The 22,920-nt window shown below is 58.6% G+C and carries 23 protein-coding genes; 13 read left to right on the top strand and 10 right to left on the bottom strand.

Annotated features, from left to right (window positions below; all coding sequences use genetic code 11):
• Positions 1–13: 13 nt before the first annotated feature.
• Entirely contained in the window at positions 14–940 is a 927-nt protein-coding gene (gene argF, locus Q1B13_RS17875; protein ID WP_299082715.1) for an ornithine carbamoyltransferase, read from the top strand.
• Here argF and Q1B13_RS17870 read toward each other — a convergent pair.
• Both Q1B13_RS17870 and Q1B13_RS17865 read right to left on the bottom strand, forming a co-directional pair.
• Positions 937–1,548: a ferric reductase-like transmembrane domain-containing protein gene (locus tag Q1B13_RS17870; protein WP_299082713.1), complete on the bottom strand. Its 612-nt coding sequence runs from the start codon at positions 1,546–1,548 to the stop codon at positions 937–939. The genes argF and Q1B13_RS17870 overlap by 4 nt on opposite strands.
• A 19-nt stretch (positions 1,549–1,567) precedes the next feature.
• Complete coding sequence (locus tag Q1B13_RS17865; RefSeq protein ID WP_299082711.1) at positions 1,568–2,047, bottom strand: twin-arginine translocation pathway signal; 480 nt, start codon at positions 2,045–2,047, stop codon at positions 1,568–1,570.
• A 232-nt stretch (positions 2,048–2,279) separates the two neighbouring features.
• Between Q1B13_RS17865 and Q1B13_RS17860 the strand changes: the two genes are divergently transcribed.
• From Q1B13_RS17860 to Q1B13_RS17845, 4 genes are all read left to right on the top strand, one after another.
• Positions 2,280–3,113 carry a phytanoyl-CoA dioxygenase family protein gene (locus Q1B13_RS17860; protein ID WP_299082709.1) on the top strand — a complete coding sequence of 278 codons (834 nt, stop codon included), beginning with the start codon at positions 2,280–2,282 and terminating at the stop codon, positions 3,111–3,113.
• A gap of 123 nt (positions 3,114–3,236) precedes the next feature.
• The gene (locus Q1B13_RS17855) at positions 3,237–4,199 is read left to right on the top strand and encodes a pirin family protein (RefSeq protein ID WP_299082707.1); all 963 of its coding nucleotides are present in this window, start codon (positions 3,237–3,239) and stop codon (positions 4,197–4,199) included.
• A gap of 151 nt (positions 4,200–4,350) precedes the next feature.
• A complete protein-coding gene (locus tag Q1B13_RS17850; RefSeq protein ID WP_299082705.1) occupies positions 4,351–5,205 on the top strand; it encodes an MBL fold metallo-hydrolase in 855 nt (284 codons plus the stop codon).
• Between the two features lie 114 nt (positions 5,206–5,319).
• Positions 5,320–6,294: a 2-dehydropantoate 2-reductase gene (locus Q1B13_RS17845; RefSeq protein ID WP_299082703.1), complete on the top strand. Its 975-nt coding sequence runs from the start codon at positions 5,320–5,322 to the stop codon at positions 6,292–6,294.
• Positions 6,295–6,325: 31 nt separating this feature from the next.
• Here the strand turns inward: Q1B13_RS17845 and Q1B13_RS17840 are convergent, their stop codons facing one another.
• The 3 genes from Q1B13_RS17840 to hrpB all read right to left on the bottom strand — a co-directional run bounded on the left by Q1B13_RS17840 (position 6,326) and on the right by hrpB (position 10,935).
• Entirely contained in the window at positions 6,326–7,783 is a 1,458-nt protein-coding gene (locus Q1B13_RS17840) for an inorganic phosphate transporter (RefSeq protein ID WP_299082701.1), read from the bottom strand.
• 92 nt (positions 7,784–7,875) lie between these two features.
• Positions 7,876–8,334: an NUDIX hydrolase gene (locus tag Q1B13_RS17835; RefSeq protein WP_298936976.1), complete on the bottom strand. Its 459-nt coding sequence runs from the start codon at positions 8,332–8,334 to the stop codon at positions 7,876–7,878.
• 153 nt (positions 8,335–8,487) lie between these two features.
• On the bottom strand, positions 8,488–10,935 hold the full coding sequence (gene hrpB / locus Q1B13_RS17830) for an ATP-dependent helicase HrpB (RefSeq protein ID WP_299082699.1): 2,448 nt from the start codon (positions 10,933–10,935) through the stop codon (positions 8,488–8,490).
• A gap of 203 nt (positions 10,936–11,138) precedes the next feature.
• Between hrpB and meaB the strand changes: the two genes are divergently transcribed.
• Positions 11,139–12,119 (top strand): methylmalonyl Co-A mutase-associated GTPase MeaB, encoded by a 981-nt coding sequence (gene meaB / locus Q1B13_RS17825; protein WP_299082697.1) that lies wholly within the window; start codon positions 11,139–11,141, stop codon positions 12,117–12,119.
• A 3-nt stretch (positions 12,120–12,122) separates the two neighbouring features.
• Here the strand turns inward: meaB and Q1B13_RS17820 are convergent, their stop codons facing one another.
• A complete protein-coding gene (locus tag Q1B13_RS17820) occupies positions 12,123–12,665 on the bottom strand; it encodes an AAA family ATPase (protein WP_299082695.1) in 543 nt (180 codons plus the stop codon).
• 714 nt (positions 12,666–13,379) lie between these two features.
• On the opposite strand from Q1B13_RS17820, the gene Q1B13_RS17815 reads away from it, so the two are divergent.
• From Q1B13_RS17815 to Q1B13_RS17800, 4 genes are all read left to right on the top strand, one after another.
• Positions 13,380–14,525, top strand: coding sequence for a Hint domain-containing protein (locus Q1B13_RS17815; protein ID WP_299082693.1), 1,146 nt, complete (start codon positions 13,380–13,382; stop codon positions 14,523–14,525).
• A 170-nt stretch (positions 14,526–14,695) separates the two neighbouring features.
• Entirely contained in the window at positions 14,696–14,983 is a 288-nt protein-coding gene (gene rpmB / locus Q1B13_RS17810) for a 50S ribosomal protein L28 (protein ID WP_298936971.1), read from the top strand.
• A 410-nt stretch (positions 14,984–15,393) separates the two neighbouring features.
• Positions 15,394–15,744 (top strand): hypothetical protein, encoded by a 351-nt coding sequence (locus Q1B13_RS17805; protein ID WP_299800130.1) that lies wholly within the window; start codon positions 15,394–15,396, stop codon positions 15,742–15,744.
• A gap of 41 nt (positions 15,745–15,785) precedes the next feature.
• Positions 15,786–16,259: a copper chaperone PCu(A)C gene (locus Q1B13_RS17800; protein ID WP_299082689.1), complete on the top strand. Its 474-nt coding sequence runs from the start codon at positions 15,786–15,788 to the stop codon at positions 16,257–16,259.
• 112 nt (positions 16,260–16,371) lie between these two features.
• Here the strand turns inward: Q1B13_RS17800 and Q1B13_RS17795 are convergent, their stop codons facing one another.
• Positions 16,372–16,980, bottom strand: coding sequence for an HdeD family acid-resistance protein (locus Q1B13_RS17795; protein WP_299082687.1), 609 nt, complete (start codon positions 16,978–16,980; stop codon positions 16,372–16,374).
• 76 nt (positions 16,981–17,056) lie between these two features.
• Complete coding sequence (locus Q1B13_RS17790; RefSeq protein ID WP_299082685.1) at positions 17,057–17,755, bottom strand: NAD-dependent deacylase; 699 nt, start codon at positions 17,753–17,755, stop codon at positions 17,057–17,059.
• Positions 17,756–17,783: 28 nt separating this feature from the next.
• Here Q1B13_RS17790 and Q1B13_RS17785 point away from each other — a divergent pair, with 28 nt between their 5' ends.
• Positions 17,784–18,227, top strand: coding sequence for a low molecular weight protein-tyrosine-phosphatase (locus tag Q1B13_RS17785; RefSeq protein WP_299082683.1), 444 nt, complete (start codon positions 17,784–17,786; stop codon positions 18,225–18,227).
• On the opposite strand, the gene Q1B13_RS17780 is transcribed toward Q1B13_RS17785, so the two are convergent.
• Positions 18,224–19,174 (bottom strand): LysR family transcriptional regulator, encoded by a 951-nt coding sequence (locus Q1B13_RS17780; protein ID WP_299082822.1) that lies wholly within the window; start codon positions 19,172–19,174, stop codon positions 18,224–18,226. The two genes, Q1B13_RS17785 and Q1B13_RS17780, sit on opposite strands and share 4 nt — an antisense overlap.
• A gap of 65 nt (positions 19,175–19,239) precedes the next feature.
• A complete protein-coding gene (locus tag Q1B13_RS17775) occupies positions 19,240–19,548 on the bottom strand; it encodes a hypothetical protein (RefSeq protein WP_299082681.1) in 309 nt (102 codons plus the stop codon).
• 182 nt (positions 19,549–19,730) lie between these two features.
• On the opposite strand from Q1B13_RS17775, the gene Q1B13_RS17770 reads away from it, so the two are divergent.
• Positions 19,731–20,471, top strand: coding sequence for a hypothetical protein (locus Q1B13_RS17770; protein WP_299082679.1), 741 nt, complete (start codon positions 19,731–19,733; stop codon positions 20,469–20,471).
• A 438-nt stretch (positions 20,472–20,909) separates the two neighbouring features.
• The gene (lepA, locus tag Q1B13_RS17765) at positions 20,910–22,709 is read left to right on the top strand and encodes a translation elongation factor 4 (protein ID WP_299082677.1); all 1,800 of its coding nucleotides are present in this window, start codon (positions 20,910–20,912) and stop codon (positions 22,707–22,709) included.
• The last annotated feature ends 211 nt before the right edge of the window (positions 22,710–22,920 follow it).

Raw genomic sequence — 22,920 nt, 5'->3', positions numbered from 1 at the left:
AAAGTGACAGAATATGAACCACTTTCTCGATATTCACAAAACAGACGCTGCAGAATTGCGGACTATGATTGATCAGGCTGGTGCGATGAAACGGGCCCGCCTGGGTCGCCCCAAAGCCGCACCTGATGACGACCAACCTCTGGACGGTCGCATGGTGGCTCTGATCTTTGAGAAGCCGTCGACCCGGACCCGCGTCTCGTTTGATGTGGGTGTGCGCCAGATGGGCGGTCAAACCATGGTGCTGTCGGGTAAGGATATGCAGCTGGGCCATGGCGAAACCATCGCTGATACGGCGCGTGTGTTGTCGCGCTATGTCGATATGATCATGATCAGGACCTTTGATGAAACCATCCTGACCGAGATGTCGGAATACTCCGATGTGCCCGTGATCAACGGCCTGACTGACCGCACGCATCCCTGCCAGATCATGGCCGACGTGCTGACGTTTGAGGAACATCGGGGACCGATTGCAGGTAGAAAGGTCGTCTGGACTGGCGACGGCAACAATGTCTGTGCCTCGTTCCTGCACGCCGCAGGTCAGTTTGGGTTTGATTTGACCTTTACCGGACCGTCGCAGCTTGATCCCGAGGAAGAATTCATCGGTCTTGCCCGTCAGAAGGGCTCAAAGATTGTTGTTGAACGCGATCCGCACAAGGCGGTCGAAGGCGCGGATCTGGTGGTCGCTGACACCTGGGTTTCAATGCATGATTCCCAATCCGCCAAAGAACGTCGCCACAACATGCTGCGCCCCTATCAGGTCAATGCGGAACTGATGAGCCACGCCAAACCTGATGCGCTGTTCATGCATTGCCTGCCGGCCCACCGCGAGGAAGAGGCGACCTCCGAAATTATGGACGGCCCCAACTCGGTCATTTTTGACGAGGCCGAAAACCGCCTGCATGCCCAGAAGGCTGTGATGCGCTGGTGCTTGGGTGTTTAGTCGAACCGGCGTGTTCTTATCACCCAGACGCGCAGGTCGGCGAGCGTCTTAATGCTCGCCGACAAGACCAATACGCACAGGGCTGTCTTGGTCATAATCTCCATGGTTCCTTCAATCAGCATCGCATGCACCACGCTGCCCAGAACGGTCACGCTGGTCAGCGTCGTGTGACCCAGCCGCCACGTCCGAAATCGCAGGTTCAACCGACGACGTAAAAGCGCTAAAAGTGCTGCTGCGAACAACGCCCACATGGCGATAACACCCCAGGCCGAAAACGGGGTGGGCGAGACAAACAAAAGCGCGTCGACCATATCCGGCGGGCTGGTGACCCACAGACCGGCCACATGGCAAATCATCGCGGTAACCAAAGCTGCTCCGACCCATCGGTGAATGTAGTGGCTGTGGTATGCCGACAGTCCTGGCAGGTATCCGCCCGCCAGCAAAGGCTGCATCAGCAACAGAAACATACCGATGATCCCGGCAAACCCGGCCGCTATGTACACAGGTGACCGCCATGCCAGAAACGGGCTGTATGCTGCGGCGGCAATTGGCACCACGGCGACAATTGCCAAAGCCCCCCAAATCAGAGTCGTACGCGTGCGGCTCACCGAAATTCGTCCGCCGTGGTCAGGCCGGTTGCAGCACGAAATGCGCACTCAGTGTTTTGTCTTTGGAACTCGACATAACCGGGCGCAAGAACACGGTTTCGTACTCTGCGCTGTCATAGGCCAGATGCCCGTGCGGTTGACCAAAGGCCGGCACGATCTGCGGCATCTCAAGCCGGAATTCTCCGTTTGCGTCGGTTAGGGTTGCGCCATGGCTCTGCGGGTCGCGCTCATACCCTTCGGTCGTATGTGCCCAAATCTGAATGCGCTGTCCTGACAATGGTGCGCCATCTCCGGCGCGCCGGACGGTTCCTGTCATCCAGAATCCGCCACCGCCGATCCGGTCCACGATGGGTGCGCCGGGGCGATAGTTGTTGGACCCACCCCGCATCGATGGCGTCGGGGCCAGACCCGATGCATGCGCGGGAAGCAGCAAACCCGATGTCAACACAGCCCCTCCGGCGGCGATCAAAGAACGACGAGTGATTGGAGCACCAGACATAGAAATCTCCTGTAATGCGTGACGACCCTGACCCTTAAGATAGGAGCAGGTACATCCAGAAACAAATAATAGTGCGATGGTTACCTTTTCCGAGCCTGAACCGGTTGTGGGCTATCCAGCCTTTGCCCTGATGATCGCGGGGCAGGGCGGGTGGCCTGAATTTCTTTGACGGTCTGCCTGTGCGATGCAATCCTCACCACCACCCAAGTGAACACACCGGAAAGGGTGCCGTATGACTTCTCCAGCCCCAATCTCAGACGAAGACATCGCTGCATTCCGGCGCGATGGTGCGGTCGTGCTGCGCTCCAGGTTTACCTCCGACTGGTTGTCCCTGCTGCGCGAAGGTATCGACGCTGATCTTGCAACACCGACTGACAATTTCACGCGCCACACCAAAGACCCTGATGCTCCGGCCTATTTCGAAGATTACTGGGCCTGGAACAAGATCCCGCAATTTGACGAGTTTGTCCGGAAGTCCCCTTGCGCACCACTTGCCGCACAGCTGCTGGCTGCCCCTTCGGTCAATCTTGTGATGGATAACTGGTTCCTGCGCGAAGCCGGTTCAACATCGCGCCCGCCCTTTCATCAGGATCTGTCCTATTTCGATTTTGAAGGCACGATGTGTGTCCTCTGGCTGCCGCTGGAACCGGTGAGCAAGGATAACGGCATTGCCTTTGTGAAAGGATCACATCTGTGGGAAAAGCTGTTCATGCGGGTGCGCTTTGCCGATGGGCATCCCAGCTATGAACCGACCGAAGTCGCGGGTCGAACCTATCATCCGCCCCCCGACATCAACGCTAACCCAACGGCCTATGACCTGCTGCAATGGGAGATGGATCTTGGCGACTGCATCTTTTTCGACATGCGCACGCTGCATGGAGGGTTGTCTTCAACCACCCCATCCGAAACCGTGCGCCGGTTCACCCTGCGCATGACGGCACCCGATGGCATGATCCGCTATCGCGGTGATTGGGCCAAAGATGAGCGTGCACAATTCGAAGCCGCAGGCTATCGCGAAGGAGATCGGATTGCCGGCTCGTTTTTTCCGCAGCTCTGGCCTCGCTAGCGCGGCCCGTATCGCATTTTGATTGTGCGAAATTGCGCTTTACTTGCCGTTTATCGGCAATATCTCGATGCATGATCGAACGATGCGCCATTTCGGCCCGTCGGCACCTGAGGGATAGCAGGCATGAGTTGGAACCCAACCCACAACCCGGATTGTACGTCCGAGAATTCGGCACTCGACACCCTGATCATTCCACGTGCCCGCGATCTGGGCGGCTTCGAAGTGCGCCGCGCATTGCCTTCGGTCAACCGCCAACTGGTTGGTCCATTTATCTTTTTCGACCAAATGGGGCCCGCCGAATTCATCACCGAAGGCGGCATCGATGTCCGCCCGCACCCCCATATCGGGCTGGGCACCGTTACCTACCTATATCAGGGCGAGTTCGAACATCGCGACAGCCTTGGCACCCATCAGATGATCTACCCGGGTGAGGTCAACTGGATGGTCGCCGGGCGCGGCGTCACCCATTCTGAACGTACGAGTGACGAAACGCGTGGCAAAAGGCACAGCCTGTTTGGCATCCAGACGTGGATTGCCCTGCCCGAAGCGCATGAGGATATGGCCCCCGATTTCGAACACCACAAGCAGGGCGCGCTGCCCCATATTCGGGATACGGGCGTCAGCGCAAGGCTGATTTTGGGCTCGGCCTATGGTGAGAACAGCCCGGTGACCATGCTGTCCGACACGTTCTATCTCGACGTGCAACTGGACCCGGCTGCATCGTTTCCTTTGCCAGATGATCACGAGGATCGCGGGGTCTATGTGACCGAAGGCTCGGTCGATATTGCGGGCGATGTGTTTGACGCCGGTCGCATGATGGTGTTCCGGCCGGGCGACAAACTCTCGGTCAAGGCGGGGCCCACGGGTGCGCGCCTGATGCTCTTGGGCGGCGCGACACTGAACGAAGATCGCTACATCTGGTGGAACTTCGTCTCATCCTCAAAAGAAAAGATCGAAACCGCCACCCGCGAGTGGAAAACTGCTGACTGGGCCAACGGAGCGTTCCACCTGCCGCCCGGCGACGATCAGGAATTCATCCCGATCTCGCCAGAGCTTGAACGCACAAAGCCAAGACGGGCGCGCTAAACGCCGAACCGTCAATTCCAAAGACGATCTCGGATACGGGATCGAAGGTTTCGACTGTTAAGCGAACACTCGACCGGAAATCCCCGTTGCAAGATACGTCGGGGCTGATAGCTTTGGTTCGGTTGTTTTCTGGTCACAAGGACGAAATGCTGTGCTGTGTAAGATTGGTGATGTCGAGGTCTGGAGAATCCTGGAAATCAACGGCCCGTTTTTGCCGCCAGAGGAACTATACCCCAACGCAGGGCCCGACGTTGCGGCGATAATTGAAAAGCGCGTTCCAGGCGGCGTGTGCCCCCAATCGGGACGGCTTATTTTGCCCGTCCAAGGTTTTCTGTTGAAGACACCGGATCACAACATCCTTGTTGATAGCTGTGTGGGAAATGACAAAACCATCCCGAAATATGCGGATTGGCACAAAAGATCCGGTACGCGGTTCGTGGCTGCGCTCACTGCGGCGGGCGTGACGTTTGAGGATATCGACTACGTGCTCTGTACGCATCTTCACGCCGACCATGTAGGTTGGAATACCAAACTTGAAGACGGTCGATGGGTCCCGACATTCCCAAATGCACGCTACATCCTACCCGCCGCTGATGAAGAGATGCAGCGACAGGGCAACGGCGATCTCTATTTGGAAAGCGTATTGCCCGTTGTCGAAGCGGCGCAGGCCGACATCGTCCAGCCCGGTCACAAGCTGGGCGACGAAGTATCGTTGATACCCACGCCGGGCCACACACCTGGCCACGTTTCCGTTCAGATCAAAAGCAAAGGCCAGGAAGCCATAGTGACCGGCGATGCACTGCATTCAACGGCTCAATGCTGGCATCCTGATTGGCACTTCATTTATGACGCCGACATGGATCTGGCAAAATCCTCTCGCAGGCACCTGTTAGAGACTGCGTCTGAGGCAAATTGCATCGTATTGGGAAGCCATTTCACGCTGCCCTCTCTGGGGCGCGTAAAGGCCGATCAGGATGCGTTCAGATGGGACGAGCTTGAGTCTTGATCGCAATAGCCCGCGGTGCGGGCTATTGTGGCCTGTTTGCAAGGCATTAACGGAGTTGTTGGAAGACCCATGTCTATGGCAACAACCCAGACCTCAACAGCAAGGAAAACTCCCATGAAGCTTGTCATCGCGGGTGCGGGTAGTATCGGGTGCTATTGCGGGGCATTGCTGGCCGTTGCCGGGCACCAGGTGACCCTTCTAGGGCGTGCCCGTGTGTTGGGACCGATCCGGCAGCAGGGTCTGACCATCACTGACTATTCAGGACTACGTCGCACGCTTCATGCCAGCTCGATGATCCTTTCGGAGGATGCTGCCTGCCTTAGATCCGCCGATCTGGTCATTGTAACCGTGAAATCGGGCGCGACTGCTGAGATGGCCGAGTTGATCAAAATGCACGCGCCTGCACATACACCGGTCCTATCCTGGCAAAACGGGATGGAGAACGCCCGGACCCTGCGTGCCATCCTGCCCGATCACGACGTTCGGGCCGGTATGGTGCCGTTCAACGTGGTGCCAACGGACCCGGGTACTTACCACCGGGCCACATCGGGCGAGATCGTGATTCAGGCTGGCCGCGGTGATCTGGCCGGGCAACTCAGCAGCCCAGACCTGCCGGTCACCGCCAGTGATCAGATAGAAGCCGTGCAATGGGGCAAACTGGTGATCAATCTCAACAATGCCCTGAACGCGTTGTCCGGCCTGACGCTGGTGAACCAACTGATGGATCGCAATTGGCGTCGTTTGATGGCTGATCAAATGTCTGAGGCTCTGACCGTTTTGAAGGCGGCGGGCCATCCGGTTGCCTCAACCACGCCGCTGCCCGCGTGGATGACCCCTCATATCCTGCGCCTGCCGACTCCGCTGTTCAGCCGAGTTGCCGCGCGCATGCTGACCATCGATCCCAGCGCGCGCACCTCGATGGCTTATGATGTGATGGAGGGTCGCCCGACGGAGATCGACATTCTTCAAGGTGAAATCACGCATCTTGGCCAGCAAACGGGCCTGCCGACGCCGATATGCTCTCGGGTGGCGGAATTGATTCGCCAAGCGCCTGAAACTCCGATGTTTCCGGATCAGATCAGGCCCTGATTGCAACACCCGTCTAGGCGATGCGCGATCTCTACGCGAACGCCGTCAGGATCAGGTAGATAATCGCCGACATCGACGCAGCGGCCGGAACGGTCACGATCCAGGCGGCAATAATGGTCATGAAATGCGACCGTCGCACCAGTTTTCGCCGCTGATACTCTTCGCGCGCCAAACGCAGCCCGGGCTGATTACGCCGGTTCGATTGCCATTCTCGATAGAACCCAACGCCAAAAACGGCACCCACCGCGATATGGGTAGAGCTAACCGGCAACCCAAGCCAACTGGCCAAAATCACGGTGATCGCTGCCGACAGGGCGACGCAAAACGCGCGTATCGGGTTCAGCTTGGTGATTTGGCGGCCAACCATACGGATCAGCTTGGGCCCGAACAGGAACAGACCAAACGAAATTCCGAAGGCTCCGATGATCATCACCCATGTGGGAATAGGAACCTGCGCAGTGACGTCACCGAACTCGGCCGCGTGCACAATGGCTGCCAGAGGGCCCACGGCATTGGCCACGTCATTTGCGCCATGTGCAAAGCTCAGAAACGTGGCCGATATCACCAGTGGCAGACCAAACAGTGTTTTTAGCGAGCGTGTCCTGTTCTCCATCCCTTCAGATTTTCGCCGCACCCAAGGGACGGTGACTGTCCAGACCAGAAGCCCCGTGGCCACCCCGATCAGTAAGGCAATTTCAAGCTTGACGGTTACAACACGCTGCAGGCCCTTCACGGCCAGATAGGTCACGAAAGCTGCGGCCATCAGCGCCACAAGGATCGGAACCCAACGCCGGGCGGCGGCGATCTTGTCGTCCCGAGACTGAATTTTCGCCCTGATCAGCGCCAGAAACCCGGCTGCAATTACACCGCCCAGAACGGGCGAGATCACCCAACTGGCGGCAATCGCGCTCATGGTGGTCCAATTGACCGCGCCCAGTCCCATTGCGGCGATCCCGGCGCCCATCACGCCGCCAACGACCGAATGTGTGGTCGAAACTGGCGCCCCGATCCAGGTCGCCAGATTGACCCACATGGCTGAAGAAATCAGCGCCGCCATCATGGCCCAGATCAGCACGTGGCTGTTTTCAACCGACATCGGGTCGATTATGCCGCCTGAGATGGTGGATACGACGTCACCCCCTGCCAGCAACGCACCTGCGCTTTCGGCGACAGCTGCGATCGCAATGGCACCGCCCATGGTCAGCGCGTTGGCACCCACCGCAGGGCCCATGTTGTTGGCCACGTCATTGGCGCCGATATTGATCGCCATGTAGGCTCCGAAAGCCGCCGCAGCTATAATAATGAAGCCGCCATTGGCCAGACCAAACAGCACCGCCGCGACCAGCCCGGCGACAGCCATGAACGCCAGTGCAATTCCGGGCGCAAGCAGGGGCCGGGCCACATGAGAGTTTGCGACCTCGACCCGCGAGATCCTGTGCAGGTCCGTGTCCAGCGTCTGCCAGCGTGGTTTTGCGTTCGAATTCGGCATCTGTTCAATCACGGCATTTGGGTAAACGCAGGCAGCTATAAGTTTACCACAGATGGGGCAACCTGCCTGCCATCAAGAAAATCAACGATGGGTTACATTTGCAGCAGCAGGGATTGCAGTTCCGGCTCGCGCACGCGCTTGGCGGCGACCGAGGGGGAAACCCAGCAGCGTTTGCGCTGATCCACCTCGGGATAGTCATCTGACAATTCACTGACCCTGATACGATAAACATTGGTCAAAACCGGCTGGGCCGACCCGTTGTTCAAGATCTTGTCGTAGGTATAGTGGCCCACCGGCTCCTTTTCGACGGCTTCAGCCCGCACTCCGGCCTCTTCCCACGCTTCCTGCGCGGCCGTTTCGGCGCCGTCCAGCCCGTCAATCGGCCATCCTTTGGGTATGATCCAGCGCCCGGTATCCCGGCTGGTGATCAGCAGCACATCTTCGCTTGCACCCTGCTTACGCGTGCACAACGCCGCAAACTGCACCCGTCGAGGGCGCAGGAACAGAGGTCGTCCGACCTCTTCCCAGATGTTTCGTAGCCATGAACTCATGTGTCGCGCGTCATGTTATTCGAACTATGTGAAGCCGAAGAGACATAGCAAGAGCAGGTCACAAATTCAACGTTGCCGCCGGAACTTGCCTGTTTTTGATTGGTTTTCTGGTGTTTTTGTGGGGGCCTTGTGACAATTCGGACTCAGTCCACCCTATCTGCGCTTGGCTCTCAGGGTTGGATCTGCCTGTGTCGGGTCTTCGGGCCAGGGATGCTTGGGATATTGCGCCCGCATATCCTTGCGCACATCCGCGTAGGACCCGGCCCAGAACCCGGGCAGGTCACGGGTGATCTGTATGGGTCTTTGTGCCGGGGACAGCAGGGTGATCTTGAGCGGGGCGCCACCAACAACCGGATGTCGCGTGACCCCGAACAATTCCTGAAGCCGGACCGAGATTTCCGGTGCCGCGCCGCCATAGTCAATCGGAACCTTTCGCCCCAGTGGCGTTTCAAATGATCCCGGCGCGCGCCGATCAACCTCTTGTGTTTGCGCCCAGTCCAGTCGCGCCCGCAAGGCAGGGAGCAGATTGAACCGCTTCCACTCATCGGCGTTGCGCACCCCACTGAGCATCGGCAACAGCCAGTCTTCCAAAGTGGTCATCAGCCCCTCGGTCGAGAAATCAGGCAGATCCACGCCATCGGCCCGTACCAGCTCCACCCGGGTAGCCAACCGCGCCGCCGACCCATCCAGACGCAGCCCCAGATCCCGCACGCCGTCCAGCATCGCACGTGCAACGGTGTCCGGCGGAACGTCTTTCCAGACACGATCTCCCAGCGTAATGGCCCCGAACCGTTCCTGACGCCGCGCAATGACGCGCCGGTCCCGCTTCGACCACTCGCAGCAGTCGACCCAAGCAATCTGATCTGCAAACAAATCCCGGATATCGCGTTCCGCGATCTGCACTGCCATCCGGACACGCGCTTCTCGGGGGTTTCCATCGGTGTCGGTGACCACAAGATAGGGGGCCGCCGCCAGCGTATCGCTGGTGTCTAGGATGGCACCCTTGCCGCCGGACAACACATATCGCGGCTCATCCCCTTTGCGCCGCTGTCCAATCCGATCGGGATAGGCGAGTGCCGCCATGGCGGCGATGCCCCTGTCTTCGGGCCCTTTCGCGGCTTGCGCCTTCAGGCGTTTGATCTCGCCCTTGATCCGGTCGACAACACTTGTATTCACCTGCCAGATCCGGTTGCGTTGAAACGCCTGCATATCCCTTAAGGCGTCTAGCCGCAGCGTCATATCTGCCGGTGCTCCTCTCAGCGGGTCCCGCTCGGCCATCAACGCCGCCAAAGGGGCTGCCTGCGCGCCTGCAACCACCAGCATGTGCCCCAGGCGGGGATGCAAGGGCAACGCTGCCAAGGCGCGTCCGTGATCCGTGATCCGACCGTTTCCGTCCAATGCGCCCAACATGGACAGCAAGGCCCGCGCTTCGGCCAGTGTTCCTTCGGGCGGCGGCGTCAGAAACGCCAGATCAGTCGCGTCCGCGCCCCATAACGCCAGTTCCAACGCCAGTCCGGTCAAATCTGCGGCCTCAATCTCGGCGGGCGGGAAGGCGGTCAAAGCGCCATCCTCTCCCTTGGACCACAGGCGGTAACACAGCCCCTCGGCAACACGCCCCGCGCGGCCCGCGCGCTGGGTTGCCTCGGCCCGTGTGACGCGCTCCGTCACCAGCCGTGACATGCCCGAACCCGGATCAAACCGCGCCCGCCGCGCCTGACCCATATCAACCACAACCCGGATATCCGGAATGGTCAGCGAGGTTTCCGCGATTGACGTCGCCAGCACAACTTTGCGCCCCCGTTGCACCGGAGCAATTGCGGCGCGCTGGGCGGCAAAAGGCATCGCCCCAAATAACGGGCATATTCTGCAATTCTTGGAAAGGCGGCCGGACAGTGCTGCTTCGGCGCGCCGGATCTCACCCTCGCCGGGTAGAAACACCAGCATCCCGCCACCCTCGGCCCGTGTGTCGCTTTCCGCCTGCACAACCAGATCAACCAGAGCATCCAGCCGCCGGACACGCGCAGCCAGCGGTCGGTCGAGCCACCGCGTTTCCACCGGATAGCTGCGTCCGGCCGAGGTCACCAGCGGCGCCTCCATCAACTGACCCACAGGTTCCGCATCCAGCGTCGCTGACATCGCCATCAGGATCATGTCATCCCGCAGCGCGCCCGTCACCTCCAGACACAGTGCCAGCCCAAGATCCGCATTCAGTGAGCGCTCATGAAATTCGTCGAAGATCACTGCGCTGACGCCAGGCAGGTCAGGGTCGGATTGCAGCATTCGGGTCAGAATACCTTCGGTCACCACTTCGATCCGGGTCGTCCGAGAGGTTTTGGTATCCCCGCGCACACGGTAACCGACCGTCTGGCCCACGCGTTCGCCCAGAGTTTCGGCCATACGTTCCGCGGCCGCCCGAGCCGCCAGCCGACGGGGCTCCAGCATCACGATCTTACCGTTGCACAATCCCGCTTCAAGCATAGCCAGAGGAACCCGAGTGGTTTTGCCTGCCCCTGGCGGGGCTTCCAGCACGGCACGACCGTGCTTGCGTAGGGCATCCAGCAGCTGGGGAATGGCGTCATCAATTGGCAGTCGCATTGTCATCCGATCCTTATCTGCCATCCCAAAGGTGCCGTCCAGTTCCCGCGAAGGCGTGTGACCCCGTGCCCCTGCCTGCTTTGATTTGCTTTGAATCGAACTGTGCAAAATGACGCATGCGCCGCATCGGGAACATTCGTGGCTTCTGCGGGCTGGACAAACCGCCCCGGAAACCGGCAACTACTCCTGCCGCAATGATCGGGGTCAAAATGCAGACGAACAGCCTTGGCGACAGGATTTTGAATGGGGAACGTCGGGCGCTGGCCCGGGCGATTACTCTGGTCGAAAGCAACCGCGCGGATCACAGGGCGCAGGCGGCCGAATTGCTGGCGCAACTAGCAGGCGCTGGGCGTCAGGCCCTGCGGATTGGGCTTTCCGGAACACCCGGTGTGGGCAAATCCACCTTCATCGAAAGCTTTGGCATGATGCTGACAGAGCAGGGGCTGCGCGTGGCTGTTCTGGCAGTGGATCCAAGTTCAGCCCGGTCGGGCGGTTCGATTCTGGGCGACAAAACCCGAATGGAACGCCTTAGCCGCGACCCAAACGCTTTTATCCGCCCATCCCCCAGCCAGACCTATCTGGGCGGTGTCGCCCGCCGCACCCGCGAGGCTATTGCCCTGTGCGAAGCCGCCGGATTTGATGTTGTGTTGATCGAAACAGTCGGGGTGGGGCAATCCGAAACTGTTGTCTCCGAGATGTCCGATCTCTTCTTGCTGTTGCTCGCCCCGGCCGGCGGCGATGAATTGCAGGGCGTCAAACGTGGCATCATGGAAATGGCCGACATCATTCTGATCAACAAGGCGGATGGGGATCTCAAAGCCACGGCCACCCGCACCTGCGCGGACTATTCCGGCGCGCTGCGGCTGCTGCGCAAACGCCCGCAGGATCCCGAAGGGTTTCCCAAAGCAATGACCGTTTCAGCGGTTGAAGAACACGGGCTTGCTCAGGCATGGGAAGAGATGCAGGCGCTGACACAATGGCGCCGCGACAACGGCCATTGGGGCACCAACCGTGCCACACAGGCGCGGTTCTGGTTCGATCAGGAGGTCCGGCATGCCTTGCTGGCACGTCTCGACACCCCGCACGCACGCGCGTTGATGGATCAGCTTGGAACCGAGGTCGGCACGGGCCAGACCAGCCCGACCGCCGCTGCTGAACGCATGTTGGCCGAACTGACCGGGGGCAGTTGAGACCTAGATGCGTGAATGGCCTTCGAGCCTTTCAAGCACAAAGTCGGCCCGGTTTTTGATCGAGGTTTTTGGAAGTAGCGTGATTGAATACCCCAGCTCCCGAAGGGCGATTGCCAGTCGCTCATATTCGGCCACGGCTTGATCAAACCCATGGCGACGATCTTCATCCTGCTTGAAATTTTCCGGCCATGGCGGGGCTAAAAAGACGTCCGTGGCGTAGTGCTTCTCGGGGCCAAGCGTCTCGTGGATGCCCACCCCTGTTGCCACCTGCAAGGCTACCGCTGCATCGATCAAGCCTCGGTCAAAGAACACAAACCCGATCTTGTGCGCGGCGGTTCGAAGATCCTCGTGCGCCATCTTCAGCGCGCGATGTGCAAAGGCCTCTAGATTGACCCAAGGAAGGGCCGCGCCGGTGCCAGTTTTCTCCTCTGCGACGACGCGGCGACCAGGTTCGGCTACTGTCCATTGCCCTCGACGCCTGAGTTCCGCGAGCAGGGCCGACTTGCCGCCGCCAGAGCAGCCAGAAATCAATATACGTTGGTTCATAACCAATTGCCAAGAAACCTATTGGTTGTCCTACCTGCTTTCAAAACCGCAGTCAGCACTTTGCAGGGCTACACGACCGACAAACATGGATGCCTGTTCGCTTTTTCAATAGCTTTTGCAGGATTGCGAGAAGTCAATCCACGCCTCCGGTGTATCATGGTGTCTTTCGCTCATTGCGCGCACGACAATATGCTGAAGACGCGCGCCTGAAACGCCCATTTGGGCAACCCCAACGTACAAAATTCCACTTGGGTGAGACACAACGATGCCCGACTCCAACCTAAACCAGTCAACGCAGCCATGTCTTTTTGGGACCTCGCAGCCCGAAACCAAGCGAGCGCTATTATATCCATCTGACGCAAATGTGGCGTGCAGTTAAGCTTTGGTATTTGTGGGCGTGACAGCCACAGGACTATTTCAAAGCCAAGTGGGCCGGCTCTGATCAAACGGGGTTTTGCACCACAGCCTTGGTGCGCAATCTATGTATTGATCGGTTCATCTGATGAATTCGGCAAATCCCACTTCGCACGTTCAACCTCTATGTCTTGTTGGCCTCAGGTGAACGTCAAAAAAAACGTGGAGGTGGCGAAATCGCCACTGGTCCGCTAAGCTGGCCCTGGATGCGGCTTTGTGTTGTTTCTCGCCAAAGCGTTGAAAGTGTTTTGGGAATTGTGCAAACGCGCTTGCTAGATCGGACAAACGGGACCCGACCACATGCCCAATATTGTAGGGACAAATGGCGCCGACAATATAGATGTCACCAATGACAACGGCACCCTGAACGGTACGGCGCAGGGGTCGCCGATTGATGATATTCGCGCGCGTGGTGGGGCGGATACGATCACGGTGACCAACAGTACCATCATTGGCCGGGTCCGCGGCAATGCTGGTAATGATGACATTACCATCACCGGCAGCACGGTGAACGGGCAAGTCAACGCAGGCAATGATGATGATACGGTCACTGTTCAGGGATCAAACATTGGCGATATCCGTCTGGGTCGCGGCAATGACACGCTCAATTTTCAAAGCACCGATGTGTCGGGCGATGTGCGCGGTGGTAGCGGAACGGACGCTCTGAATCTGCCGGTCGGAACTGTGATTACAGACAGTACATTCGGCCCGATCACTGTTGCAGCCGGGGTCAGCTATTCGCTGTCCAGCGGTACCTTCACGCTGCCGTCGGGCAAGACGGTGACCTATACGACATTCGAAACCGGAACGGGGTTTCCGTGCTTTACCCGCGATACCCTGATAAGCGGTCCACGCGGCCAGATCCGGATACAGGACCTTAAGATCGGCGACGTTGTTCAAACCGTCGGCAACGGATCCTCTTCCATCCGGTGGATCGGTCGTCGCCGCTTTGACGCAACGGCGCTGCGGGACAATCCTAGACTTTTTCCCGTGCGCATTGTCGCGGGTGTGTTGGGTCAAGGTCTGCCCAGCCGCGACCTGCTTGTGTCCCGGCAACACCGCATGCTGGTGCAATCGCAAATCGCGCAGCGCATGTTTGGCGCCAACGAGGTGCTGGTCCCCGCGATCAAACTGACCTCGCTGCCGGGCATTTTTGTCGACGAAAAAGTAGAGAGCATTGAATATTTTCACCTGCTCTTTGATAGGCATCAAGTCATATGGGCCGAAAATGCGCCGACGGAAAGCTTGTTCACGGGTCCGGAAGCGCTCAAGTCCCTCAGCGATGAGGCACGGCAGGAAATCTTTGGCATTTTCCCAGAGCTATCCGAGATGACCCATTCCGCTGATCCGGCACGCATGATTCCGTGCGGAAAGCTGCAAAAACAACTGGTCGCGCGACACCTGAAAAACAACAAACCTCTGTTGCAGGCGGCGGGTTCGGTCTAATCGAACGGCAATCAGCTCAAGGGTGCAAAGATTTCACTTTGTCCGTCTTGACCCTTGTTGTGATTCCCACTAAACGCATCCAACCAGTTTTCGGGCGCGACTTCGGGTTGTGCCCCTTGTGATTTGGCCGAGGGCCTTGTGCCCGGCCACCAGAAACAAAGGAAGAAACCATGTCGCGCCGTTGCGAACTGACCGGAAAAGGCCCGATGACTGGCAACAATGTCAGCCACGCCAAAAACAGAACTCGTCGTCGTTTTCTGCCCAACCTGAACGACGTCACCCTGCAGTCGGAAACCTTGGGCCGTGGCGTCAAGCTGCGCATCTCGGCGGCTGCCTTGCGCTCGGTCGACCACCGCGGTGGTCTGGACGCCTTCCTGGCGAAAGCCAAGGATGATGAGCTGTCCACGAACGCTCTGAAAGTGAAGAAGGAAATCGCCAAGGCACAAGCCTCGGCCTAATCCTTTGACAGCTGCAAGAATTCAGCCTTGTACCCATGCGGTGCAGGGCCTTTTTTGTTTTTAATTTCGAAACGGTTAAACCCTATTGTTTTCATTTTTAGATTAATTGCACAGGTTGGTGACTTGGTTCACATACAAAGGGCCTGCGAGTATCTTACATTAGGACCTATCTAAAGCCGGTGGGGGCCAAGTTATGTCTTTAAAGAGTTTCTATTTTTTTCTGGTGCTGGCGGCGGTGTTTGGCAAAGTTGTTTCGGCATGCGCCCGGATGCAACGACGGGTGAACCGAACCCATACCAACCTGACCGAACGGCCTGTAAAGCGACCCGGACTAGACTGGTAGGGCCGGTTCAGGCGCGACCCTTTGGCGCTTGAAGCGCCTTGAACCGCTGGCCTATACCCGGGTCAGGATGAAAGCCGCTGTAAACAGAGTTCTGCCCCTTATCCTGTCCCTGCTCGTGATTCTAACCGGGCAGGGCGTTGCAGCGTCGCGTGGTATGGACAATGCCGTGGGCCAGATGGTGCTATGTACCGGTTCTGGCCCAGTTGTTGTCTATATGGATGAAAACGGGCAGCCCACGTCGCCCCCGCATTATTGCCCGGACTATGCACTTTCGCTGCTGGGCGCGGTTATGGTCCCCTCTGTGGCACTGCCGGAAGTATCGCAGCAGAGGCTGCTATCGCCTCAGCGCCAAACCGGCAGTCTTATTGCCTTGCCCAAGCCGCGACGGCCAGCCCGGGCACCGCCTGTTCCTGTCTGAACAGCTTTCATATCTTTCAGACTTTATACAGGAGAGACACAATGTCGCTCAGATCGACACTGCTTGCATCGCTGGCCGCCGCAGCGCTTGCGCTTCCCGCCCTCGCCGAAAGCGCCATCAAGGTCGATGACGCCTACGCCAGATCAGTAGGCAAGTCCGCCAAGGCAGGCGCAGCTTTCATGATGATCCAGAATCAGGGCGATACCGATGATCGTCTGATCAGCGCGTCCTCTGACGTTGCGGCGCGTGTGGAACTGCACACCCATATGATTGATGAAAACGGCGTAGCCAAGATGGTTCATGTTGAAGAGGGTTTTGTGATCCCGGCGGGTGAAACCCACATGCTGCAACGCGGTGGGGACCATGTGATGTTCATGGGCCTAACAGCCCCGTTCGAGCAGGACGCCAAGGTACCGGTTATATTGACTTTCGAACAGGCCGGCGTGGTCGAACTTGAGGTACCGGTCGACCTTGAACGTCAGGACAAGGGCGGCCACGGGTCACATTCGAACTAGGCCAACGCCTGTCTTCGAGCCGCGCTGCGGCCGTCATCTATGCGTCAGGCCGGGCATTGCCCGGCCTGTTACTGTTATGGCCAAGGGGTTTGATACATGGCAAGGATCATCGCTATTTGTGGATGGTCTTCATGCCCACCCGGTCACCGGCCTGACGAAAACGCGCAGCCAGCCAGAACATAACAAGCGCGAGTGTCAGCGCCGAGAATGCAATCGCCCATCCCAGGGCGACAAGACCGCTGCCAGGCCAAAACATCAGCACCAAACCGATGACGCAGGCGACACCGCCCGAGATGCGCATGGTCGCGCGCTGCGGATCCTGATCGTACATTTGTTGGCCCGCCATCAGCGAGCCGATCCCGATGATTAGCACCCAGGCTCCGATCAGGAAAAAGGCGAGCCGGGCAGCACCTTCGGGCCACAACAGCAGCACCAGCCCGATCAGCGCAGCGGCGATGCCAGCCCCTCCGACCAGACCGCGACGCCCGAACCCCAGCAAGGTTAAGCCGCCATCCAGGATCAGCAGAGCGCCGACGAGCCGCAGCAGCAACGCAATGCTGCTGGTTGGCCAGAACAGGGCCGCCAGGCCAACGGCGCCAGCCAAAACACCGCGCAGAAGGAAAGTCCACCACAGGTTGGCCAGCTGATTGCCCAACTGATCACGGCCCGCCATGCTGTCATCATCCACGATTTCGCCGGTTTGGGGGTCTTGGTCTGTCATATGTCACGCTCCACCGAGTTTGGGATCAGAATAAACAAGAATGAACAGGGCTGTCTTTAGTTTTCGCTGCCGCAGATTAATCCGTCTGCTGCAACAGGCGGTTGACCCATTGAGGAACCGTTTCGGTCGCCTTACCAACCAGCCGGTCGTCAAACCCCGACGCTCCCATCGTTGGTTCCAGATTGATCTCGATCGTGTGGGCACCTGCAGCCTGCGCCTCATGCACGAAGGCGGCGGCCGGATAGACTTGACCTGAGGTTCCGATGGCTGCAAAGACCGACGCGCTGGACAGGTGGGAATAGATCTCTTCCATGTGATAAGGCATCTCACCAAACCAGACTACATCCGGCCGGGCTGTTGGTTCGGCGCAGGCGGGGCAGGGCTCGCCCACTGCCATTTCCGGTGGAGCGGCCCAGCGATGCCCGCAAGCAGCACACAGCGCCCCGTCCAGACTTCCGTGCATGTGGATCACATTCTCAGCGCCGCCCGCCTCGTGTAGGCTGTCGACGTTTTGGGTGACAATGACCACCTCGCTGGGCCATTCCGATTGCAACCGGGCCAGGGCCTGATGCGCCGCATTGGGTTGCACTTGAGCCGCTTGGACACGGCGTGCATTGTAGAAATCTTGCACCAGATCGGGATCACGGGCGAACCCTTCGGGCGTTGCGACATCCTCGATCCGATGCTGCGCCCACAATCCGCCTTCATCGCGAAAGGTGTTCAGCCCGCTTTCGGCGGAGATTCCGGCCCCCGTCAGTATGACGATCTTTTCCATAGCTCCTCCGTGCGCTACACCTTGCCCCATGACCCACCGTATCCTGTTTGTCTGTCTCGGCAATATCTGCCGATCCCCCGCCGCTGAAGGTGTCTTTCGCATCCGGGCGCCCCATCATGCAACCGATAGCGCTGGCACCATGGGGTGGCATGTCGGAAACGCACCTTACGGGCCGATGCAAAAAGCCGCCAGCGCCCGGGGTGTCGATCTCAGTGACCTGCGTGCGCGCCAGTTTACGGCGCGGGATTTCGATGATTTCGACCTGATCATAGGCATGGATGCCAACAACATCGCGGATATCGAAGACCGGCGGCCTCCGGGAAATACCACACCGGTTCACCTGCTGACTGAGTTCGCTCCCCAGACCGGCGCTGATCATGTGCCCGACCCATACTACACACGGGATTTCGACGGCGCGCTGGACCTGATCGAAGCTGCGGTCACAGGGCTTGATGCGCATCTGTCGCGCTAGTCGATCACCTTCAGCTGGTCATTCAACCACGGCACCTGCGCTAGCGCCGGATCAATAATCTGGTTCTGCATCAGCCGCCGGATCATGCCTGCGACCTCCTGAGGGACCTGATCCGACCAGTCGGTGCGGGTGAACAGGGAAATGGTCCGGGAGAACGCCCCAAACGGGGCGGGATGCACTTCTAACCCGTCATGGAACCGGGCCGCCCGCATGTAACCCAGCGGCGTTGTGACCGCCCAACCCAGCCCACGCGCAACCATGGCCATCAACGCCATATGCGAACCGATCTCGAACCGCTCCTCGAACTCCATCTGTTGCCGCGCCAGATGGCCTTCGATCTGCCGGCTGATCAATTGCTCGCGCGCGTAGCGCAGAAACGGCAGGTCGCGCAAGGCCGCTTCAACGCAGCCCGCGCCTTTGGGTGTCGCCAGAATGAATGGATCCTGAACCAACGGGTATTCAATCACGCCTTCCAGCACCTCACCGCTATGGGCCGAGATCGCGAGATGCAGCCGCTGTGCCTCAAGCGCTTCGAACAGATCGAGACTGGACAGAGTGATCAGCTTGAATTTCGATCGGGTCAGGCTGTCAGCCAGCAACGTGGCCAGGCGCGGTGTCAGATCATTGTCGAAATCGTCGATCAACCCGATAGACAGCGTGGTCAGATGGCCCAGATCCATCACCGACAGCTCGCTCTGCGCCATCTGCAGCTCGGCCAGCACCGATTCAGCGCGGGCCAGGAAACTGCGCCCAGCCTGCGTCAAACGCATGGGACGCCGCCCATGATCTACCAGATCGGTGCCCAAGGCCTTTTCCAGGTTGCGCAATTGCTGACTGACCGACGGCTGGCTGAGCCCCGTGATCTCGGCCGCTTGCGCCACCGATCCCGTTCGCGCCAGCGCCTCGAACACCTCGAGCCCGCGCAGGGTCAGCCCTTTCATCACCATCGCACATACCTTTCGCTGCGCCATTTCTGGGGCGCAGCGTGCATCAGGTCAAGGACTGACAGGGGTTAGCTGCAGATCGCCTGCGCCATCTGACCAAAGTTTTGATACCGATCCCACAGAGCGTCATCGCGCGCGGTCTGCGACATCTTCAACTCCTGCGCCTGATGGGGGTCTTCGAACCATTTCGAGACGGTCTTCTGATCACTGCGCGTCAACGCCTGATCCGCGACGCGCTGAATGCAAGAGCACCGCGCCCGCGTCGCCGCCGACCGGTCCGACGCCATGCACGCCCGTTTGATCTGGGACGCGTCCACCGCCGGAGCCGTGGCCGTCAGCGATGCCGCACAAAATGCGATGAGGAGGAACTGTTTCATACTCGAGCCTCGTTTTTGCCTGCCCGGACGGGTCTGATGCCCCTCGCGGTCTGCGGCGGAGTATGAATCAAACGGGGGTAGGGATCAATTGTTTTGACACTCCAATCAAACGATGTTGATTTTGCTCGCGTGGCGCGACCGGCCGGAAGCGGACGTGAGCAGCGAATATAAGGGGCACGAAAATGAATTCTATCAAAACGGTTTTGGTGTCAGTCCTATTTTGCTTGTCTGCAGCAGTAGCTTTGGCGGAAGCACATTCTTTGCAAGGTGAAGATACAGCGGAATTCAAAGAAGCGATTCAGGCTTGGTTGGATGGAGAGGATCTGGCGGCGCTACAAAGTCTGTCTGAACGGGCGCAACAGGGGAATACGGCGGCTCAGATATTACAGGCGAGCATTGCAAGTCGGAGCAGCTTTCATGCGCATTTGACAACAAAAATGGATCGGAATGAGCGCATCAGTTTGCTGCGAATGCCTGGGGGATTCTCTGGCAAATCCTGGCTTATAGCTGCTCAAGAGACTGAACCGCTTGCTTTAGCTCTTCTTCAAGTGACCAGAGTACGAGAAAAGGCACCCGCGATCGCGGCGCTTGTCGAGTTCGGCGAACCACAAACCGCAATGATTGCTGCGCAAACAGTGCTCATAGACGGCCGGGGAAAGGAACTTGTAACAGTTCTACAGGGTTTGGATCAAAAACTGCCCCCGGAGGCGGATATCCTTTTGCTCTGGGCGCTATTTCAAGCCGAGAATGGTTTGGGTCCACCACACTATGGAGGGTCTCCCTGGCTTGCTTGGAGCTTAACAGGTGAAGATAGGTTTTTGCGATCAGAACTGGTTTGGAGGGGGCTCGCGACGAAAAAGCTCACAGAAGACCCGGAATATCGACAAGCCGCTATTAAGTTTAGCGGCGAAATAGAAGCTTAGACCCCAATTTACAATCTGTGTTCCAAATACTGTCCAAACGAAGTTGCAATATGCGCTGCGATGGGGGGATCTTTGTTGGCGTCACCGTTCACGCCGAGAAGTCCCTTGCAGAGTTTGATATCGAATGATGAGTATTGGGCGAGTGATCGAATTGAGGGTGACGTCGCGCGCTCTACTGTGAGCCTAGAGGCTTGGGATTCTTCGAAACACCCGACGCCGAGCCCCTGTTTCTTGTCCACGATCAACAAACTCCAGTTAAGACATTGGCCTTAAACGAGGTGTATGGACGATAAGGCAGCGCCTTTGCTTGAAAGTTCAGTTGGGATTCACGCTAGATCTGCCATCGGGTTTACGTCTGCTGGTACTATGTGAGTTCATGGTGAGAAGGTTTGCGCGAACCATTGACCACAGCCCATTTCCGACGCATATCCCCAACCCATGACAGACCTCGCTCATATTCGCAATTTCTCCATCGTCGCGCATATCGACCATGGCAAATCCACCCTTGCTGACCGGCTCATCCAAGAGACCGGGACAGTCAAGGATCGTGACATGAAGGAACAGCTGCTCGACAGCATGGATATCGAGCGGGAACGCGGCATCACCATCAAGGCCAACACGGTTCGCATCGACTATACCGCTGAGAATGGTGAGGCATACGTGCTGAACCTGATCGACACCCCCGGCCATGTGGACTTTGCCTATGAGGTCAGCCGGTCCATGCGAGCGGTCGAAGGATCGCTGCTGGTTGTGGACTCGACGCAGGGCGTTGAAGCGCAGACGTTGGCCAACGTCTATCAGGCCATCGACGCCGATCATGAGATCGTGCCGGTGCTGAACAAGATCGACCTGCCCGCGTCCGATTGTGACCGCGTCGCCGAACAGATCGAGGATGTAATCGGTATCGACGCGACCGATGCCGTTCAGGTCAGCGCCAAGACAGGGCAGGGCATCCATGAGACGTTGGAGTCCATCGTCACCCATCTGCCCGCGCCCAAAGGCACGCTCGACGCGCCGCTCAAGGCGATGCTAGTGGATTCGTGGTACGACGCTTATCTGGGTGTGATCGTTCTGGTCCGTATCATGGACGGCACGCTGAAAAAGGGCATGCGGGTCAAGTTCATGTCGAACGGCACCCTGCATCATGTCGACCGCGTCGGTGTCTTCCGGCCCGAGATGGAGATGGTCGACAGCCTCGGCCCCGGTGAGATTGGCTTTCTCACAGCCTCGATCAAGCAGGTCCGCGACACCCGCGTCGGTGACACGATCACCAATGACCGCAACGGCACCGAAGTGGCGCTGGACGGCTTTAAACCCGCGCAACCGGTGGTGTTCTGTGGCCTCTTCCCCGTTGACAGTTCCGAATTCGAAGACCTGCGCGACGCGATCGACAAACTGGCGCTGAACGACGCCAGCTTCAGCTTTGAAATGGAAACCTCGGCAGCACTTGGCTTTGGCTTCCGCTGCGGCTTCCTCGGGCTTCTGCACCTTGAGGTCATCCGCGACCGCATCGAACGCGAATATGATATCGAGCTCATCACCACCGCGCCCTCGGTGATCTATCGCGTCTACATGAAAGACGGCGAGATGATCGAGCTGCACAACCCCGCCGACATGCCCGACCCCTCCAAGGTCGACCATATCGAGGAACCGCGCATCAAGGCGACCATCCTTGTGCCGGACGAATTCCTGGGCGACGTGCTGAAACTCTGCCAGGACCGCCGCGGCATCCAGATGGACCTGACCTATGCGGGCAGCCGCGCCATGGTCGTCTATGACCTGCCGCTGAACGAGGTCGTTTTTGACTTCTACGACCGTCTGAAATCGGTGACCAAGGGCTATGCGTCGTTTGATTATCAGATGACCGGCTATACCGAGGATAATCTGGTCAAGATGTCGGTGCTGGTGAATGACGAGCCGGTCGATGCGCTGTCGACCATGGTTCACCGCGACCGGGCCGAGATGCGGGGCCGGGCGATGTGCGAAAAGCTCAAGGACCTGATCCCGCGCCACATGTTCAAAATCCCGATTCAGGCCGCCATCGGAGGCAAGGTCATCGCCCGCGAGACCCTCTCGGCCCTGCGCAAGGACGTGACCGCCAAATGCTACGGAGGCGACGCCACGCGGAAACGCAAACTGCTGGACAAGCAGAAGGCGGGTAAGAAGAAGATGCGCCAGTTCGGGAAAGTGGATATACCTCAGGAGGCGTTTATTTCAGCTTTAAAAATGGACAGCTAATGCCGTCCATTTTTAAGGCGGGTGGGCGGAAGCGGTTGGCGCAGCCAAACGCGTGCGGCACCCGGTGCAGTTTGTGAGCAGGTGGACAGCTAAAGGCAGGCCAATTCTACGGCGGGTGGGCGAAAGCGGTTGGAGAAGCCAACGCGTGCGATAACTGTTCAAAGCTGAGAGTAAGGGGGCAACCAAAGCCAATCATTTTAAGTGCCGGCAG

Origin of the sequence: uncultured Ruegeria sp. (assembly GCF_947489545.1) — a bacterium.
GTDB lineage: Bacteria > Pseudomonadota > Alphaproteobacteria > Rhodobacterales > Rhodobacteraceae > Ruegeria.
The sequence above is the reverse complement of the archived record's forward strand: the minus strand, read 5'-3'. Positions and strand labels throughout refer to the sequence as shown.